The sequence below is a fragment of the Streptomyces sioyaensis genome (assembly GCF_004122735.1).
Taxonomy (GTDB): domain Bacteria; phylum Actinomycetota; class Actinomycetes; order Streptomycetales; family Streptomycetaceae; genus Streptomyces; species Streptomyces sioyaensis.
In genome coordinates, this window is the sequence record NZ_SDIF01000226.1 from 1 (window position 1) to 5,064 (window position 5,064).

A 5,064-nucleotide genomic window follows, 5' to 3' on the forward strand; every position below is an offset into this window, starting at 1 on the left:
CCAGCACCCGGCAGCAGCCCCGGCGCCACCCCGCCCGGCGGCACCCCCGGTACCGGACACCGGGGCAACGGCGGCGGGAACTCCGGGCACGACGACAAGAAGAACCTCCTGCTCGCGCTCTGCCAGAGCTATGCATCCGGCAAGCGCGACGGCATGGACCGCGACGCCCTGCACCGCCTCGAACAGAAGGCCGGTGGAGCGGACAAGGTCCTCGCCTTCTGCCGCGCCTACCTGGCGCGGTACCAGAACCTCGGCAACTCCGGCGGCGGCAGCGGCCTCGGCGGCACCACCGCCGGCACCGGGGTCACCAGCGGCGTCACGGGCGGCGACGAAGACGACGAGGGTCACCCCTCCCAGTCGCCCGGCGCCACCCCTCCCGCCGGCACGTCCATCCCGGCCCCCGGCTCGTCGGCGACCGCCACGGATCCCGGGAAAGCGACGCCCAGCACCGCCCCCGCCCCGTAGGTGTGACGTTTTTCGAGCGGGTGACGCAGTACTGATTGAAGCCGACTGGTCATCGGCTGCGCGAGGAGCCGGGGTTCCCCCCGTACCCACGGCTCAGCGCATCTGGCGCGGGCGGGGCACGTTCCCCCGGCCCTGCCCGCGCCCTTCTTTTGCGCCTAATCCGGCGCCGCTCTCGCGGATGTGGTTCCCCCTCGTGGGGGTTGCTCAATTTTCGCTTCCGTTGGCGGGTTCGGGTGTGTGGGGCTTGGGGGGAGTGCTGGTCAGCGGGAGATCACGACCTTGGTTCCTTGGTGGGTGGCGTGGAAGAGTGCGGCCACCTTCTTCTTGTCTCGGACGTTGACGCAGCCGTGTGAGGCGCCGCGGTAGCCGCGGGCGGCGAAGTCCGCGGAGTAGTGGACGGCCTGGCCGCCGCTGAAGAACATCGCGTACGGCATGGCCGTGTGGTAGAGCGTCGAGACGTGGTGGCGGCTCTTGAAGGTGAGGGCGAAGGTGCCCTCGCGGGTGGGGGTGTACTGCGAACCGAAGCGGACATCCATCGCCGAGACGACCCGGCCGTCGATCACCCACGCGAGGGTGTGGGTCCGCTTGCTGATGCAGATCACCCGGCCCCGCATGCAGCGCGGATCCAGGGCGCCGACCGGCCGGGTCGTGGGCGGATACAGCTCCGCATGCGAGGGCCGGCGGGTCTGTGACCGCAGCGCGAGCCAGGCCGCGGGCTGCACGGTGCCCGTTCGGGGCAGGCCCTGCCGCCGTTGGAAGGCGCGCACCGCGGACGTCGTGACGGCGGCGTAGGAGCCCGTCGGGGAGCGGCCGAAGAGGCCCAGCTGGGCCAGTCGCGCCTGGAGTTCGCGGACCCGCGCACCCTGCGCGCCGGGCGCCATCAGCGGCCCGGCGGCCCGCGGCGCACGGTGCGCGGCGCGCGGCGTCGTGGGGTGGGGGCGCGACGGGGCGGAGTGCCGGGAAGCGGGCGGACCGTGCCGGCCGAGCGGCGGGGGAGCGGGCGTGGTGGGGGCGTAGCGGGCGCCCTTGCCGTCCGGGGCGGTGGCGCCGGAGACCGTCACCGGGCGGCAGCCCACCGCGAGAGCCGCCACCACCAGCACCGCGGCCATCACCGGCGCCGTACGTCGTCCACTACTGCGCTGCATGCGCCACCCCCGGATCTCGGTGGGCCGACCGGCCACCGATGACTCTTCCCAGTGCTGCGGCGCGGCGAACCTGCGGGCATGCTGTGGATACGTGAATACGTGGATAAATGGATAAAGAGCGAGACACCGGATATTGGTCACCGAGTGGGAGGCATACCCCCATGGCGCACGAGTCGGGCACTGGCCGGTACAGCGAGAGCGGCCTGCCCATCGAGCCGGTGTACGGGCCACAGGCACTGGACGGCTGGGATCCGGAGCGCCGGCTCGGCGCGCCCGGCGGCTACCCCTTCACCCGCGGTGTCTATCCGTCGATGTACACCGGACGGCCCTGGACGATGCGGCAGTACGCCGGCTTCGGCACCGCGCGCGAATCCAACGCGCGCTACCGGCAGCTGATCGCCCACGGCACCACGGGCCTGTCGGTCGCCTTCGACCTGCCGACGCAGATGGGCCACGACTCGGACACCCCGATCGCCTCGGGCGAGGTCGGCAAGGTCGGGGTGGCCATCGACTCCGTCGAGGACATGCGGGTGCTGTTCGGCGGGATCCCGCTGGACAGGGTGTCGACCTCGATGACGATCAATGCGCCCGCCGCGCTGCTGCTGCTCCTCTACCAACTGGTCGGCGAGGAGGAAGGGGTGCGGGCCGACCAGCTGAACGGGACCATCCAGAACGACGTGCTCAAGGAGTACATCGCCCGGGGCACCTACATCTTCCCGCCGCAGCCGTCACTGCGGCTGACCGCGGACATCTTCCAGTACTGCCGGGCCGAGATCCCCCGCTGGAACACCATCTCCATCTCCGGCTACCACATGGCCGAGGCCGGCGCCTCGCCCGCGCAGGAGATTGCCTTCACGCTCGCCAACGGCATCGCCTATGTGCGCACCGCCGTGGCCGCCGGCATGGACGTCGACGACTTCGCGCCCCGGCTGTCCTTCTTCTTCGTCTCCCGTACGACGCTGCTCGAAGAGGTCGCCAAGTTCCGTGCCGCGCGCAGGATCTGGGCCCGGGTGATGCGGGAGGAATTCGGCGCGCGCAACCCCAGGTCGATGATGCTGCGGTTCCACACCCAGACCGCGGGGGTGCAACTCACCGCGCAGCAGCCGGAGGTGAACCTCGCCCGGGTCACCGTCCAGGGGCTCGCCGCCGTCCTCGGCGGCACCCAGTCGCTGCACACCAATTCCTTCGACGAGGCCATCGCCCTGCCCACGGACAAGGCGGCCCGGCTCGCGCTGCGCACCCAGCAGGTGCTGGCGTACGAGACCGATGTGACGGCCACCGTCGACCCGTTCGCCGGCTCCTACGCCGTTGAGTCGATGACCGACGACGTGGAGGAGGAGACCGTCGCGCTGATGCGGAGGGTGGAGGACATGGGCGGCGCGGTGGCCGCCATCGAACGGGGCTTCCAGAAGGACGAGATCGAGCGCAACGCCTATCGCCTCGCCCAGGAGACCGACGCCGGCGAGCGGATCGTCGTCGGCGTCAACCGTTTCCAGCTGGACGAGGAGGAACCCTACGAGCCGCTGCGTGTCGACCCGGCGATCGAGGCCCGGCAGGTCGAACGGCTGGCCCAGCTCCGCGACCGCCGCAGCGCCCGCGCCGTGACCGCGGCCCTCGACGCCCTCCGCAAGGCGGCCGAAGGCACGGACAACGTCCTCCCCCCGATGCGCGAGGCACTGCGGGCGAGGACGACGGTGGGCGAGGTGTGCGAGGCGCTGCGGGGGGTGTGGGGGACGTATGTGCCGACGGACGCGTTCTGACGGAAGGGCTCTGGCCCCACAGGGAGCGGGAGTTTGTGACCCCCGGGCCGGGCTGCGTCAGACTGTGGGCATGTCGTCACCCCGCCGCGCGTGCCCCATCTGTACTCGAGAGATCGCCGTCGTCGGCGGCCGTTTCGCTCGCCATGACCCGCCCGGGCGGCGGACGGTGCTGGAGCTGATCTCCTGTCCGGGCTCGCGGCGGATGGCGCCGATGATGGCGCCGGCGGAGAAGCTCTTCGATCCGGAGGAGCCGCCGATGCCGGGGCAGCAGCCGCTGTTCTGAGGGGGCGGGCGGCCGGTCGCGGCGGTGATTACGGGGCCAGGACGTCCAGTTCGGCCATCGCGCCGGCGGTGATCTCGCGGGTGAGGGACTCCGCGCGGGCCGCGTCGCCGGTGCGTACCGCCTCCGCGACCTGTACGTGGAGGGTGACCGCGGCCGGGTCGGGGTCGGTGAACATCACATGGTGCTGGGTGCGGCCGGTCAGGACGGCGGCGACGACATCGCCGAGGCGGGCGAACATCTCGTTGCCGGAGGCGGTCAGCACGATCCGGTGGAAGGCCACGTCGTGGACGAGATAGGCGTCGAGCTGCTGGCCGCGTGAGGTGGCGACCATCCCCATGGCGTGCTCGGTGAGTTCGGCGCACTGGGCGGGGGTGGCGTGCTGGGCGGCCAGGCCCGCGGCGACCGGTTCGACGGCCGAGCGCAGCACGGTCAGTGAGCGCAGCTGCCGGGGCCGGTCCCGGCCGGCCAGCCGCCAGCCGATCACCCGCGGGTCGTAGACGTTCCACTCCTCGGTGGGCCGGACGGTCACCCCGACCCGGCGCCGGGAGGCGACCAGCTGCATGGATTCCAGTACCCGGACCGCCTCGCGGATGACCGTGCGGGAGACGTCGAAGCGCTCCTCCAGTTCGTCCGTCCGCAGGACCGTGCCCGGAGGGTAGTCGCCCGCGGTGATCGCGGGTCCGAGGGACTCCAGTACACGGGCGTGCAGTCCCTTCCCCTCGTTTTCCATGGGCCAAGCCTACGTTCCCGAGCCCGGCCAATTAAGTATGACGTTTTCGTCACGGACTCTTGAATACGTCGTACCTAATGGGTTTCAGTGGGGCCCGCACGAGGTCAAGGAAGACAGCGAGGTACCACGGGATGAGCACCCCCGACGTGATCGTCGTGATGGGCGTGGCCGGCACCGGCAAGACCACGATCGGTCCGCTGGTGGCCGCCGCACTGGGCGTCCCGTACGCCGAGGGGGACGACTTCCATCCGCCGGCGAACATCGCCAAGATGTCGGCCGGCGTCCCGCTGGACGATCACGATCGCGGTCCCTGGCTGGACGCCATCGGCGCCTGGGCGCACGGGCGGGCCGGGCGGGGCGGGGTGGTCAGCAGCTCCGCGCTCAAGCGCGGCTACCGCGACCGGCTGCGCGCCGCGGCCCCCGGCGTCGTCTTTCTGCACCTCACCGGGGACCGCGCGCTGATCGAGGCGCGGATGTCCGAGCGCACCGGCCACTTCATGCCGGCCGCGCTGCTGGACTCCCAGTTCGCCACGCTCGAACCGCTCGGGCGCGACGAGGCGGGCGTCGCCGTGGACGTCTCCGGCACCCCGCAGCAGATCGCCGGACGGGCGGTCGCCGCACTGCACGCGATGACCGCACCGGCCGGATAGCCCCCCACGCCCGCCCACATCCCCTCAACAC

5 protein-coding genes and 1 pseudogene are annotated in these 5,064 nt (G+C 71.8%); 4 read left to right on the forward strand and 2 right to left on the reverse strand.

What is annotated here, in order from left to right; genetic code table 11:
• Window positions 1-465, forward strand: a pseudogene (locus EST54_RS34365) (hypothetical protein); the annotation flags it as partial.
• Between the two features lie 260 nt (window positions 466-725).
• Here EST54_RS34365 and EST54_RS33150 read toward each other — a convergent pair.
• Window positions 726-1,574, reverse strand: coding sequence for a L,D-transpeptidase family protein (locus EST54_RS33150; RefSeq protein WP_129251386.1), 849 nt, complete (start codon window positions 1,572-1,574; stop codon window positions 726-728).
• A gap of 197 nt (window positions 1,575-1,771) precedes the next feature.
• Between EST54_RS33150 and EST54_RS33155 the strand changes: the two genes are divergently transcribed.
• Both EST54_RS33155 and EST54_RS33160 read left to right on the forward strand, forming a co-directional pair.
• Window positions 1,772-3,370: an acyl-CoA mutase large subunit family protein gene (locus tag EST54_RS33155; RefSeq protein ID WP_129251383.1), complete on the forward strand. Its 1,599-nt coding sequence runs from the start codon at window positions 1,772-1,774 to the stop codon at window positions 3,368-3,370.
• 70 nt (window positions 3,371-3,440) lie between these two features.
• Entirely contained in the window at window positions 3,441-3,653 is a 213-nt protein-coding gene (locus EST54_RS33160) for a hypothetical protein (protein ID WP_129251384.1), read from the forward strand.
• Between the two features lie 28 nt (window positions 3,654-3,681).
• Here the strand turns inward: EST54_RS33160 and EST54_RS33165 are convergent, their stop codons facing one another.
• The gene (locus tag EST54_RS33165) at window positions 3,682-4,383 is read right to left on the reverse strand and encodes a FadR/GntR family transcriptional regulator (protein WP_006603606.1); all 702 of its coding nucleotides are present in this window, start codon (window positions 4,381-4,383) and stop codon (window positions 3,682-3,684) included.
• Between the two features lie 131 nt (window positions 4,384-4,514).
• Between EST54_RS33165 and EST54_RS33170 the strand changes: the two genes are divergently transcribed.
• Window positions 4,515-5,033 (forward strand): gluconokinase, encoded by a 519-nt coding sequence (locus EST54_RS33170; protein WP_129251385.1) that lies wholly within the window; start codon window positions 4,515-4,517, stop codon window positions 5,031-5,033.
• Window positions 5,034-5,064: the final 31 nt, after the last annotated feature.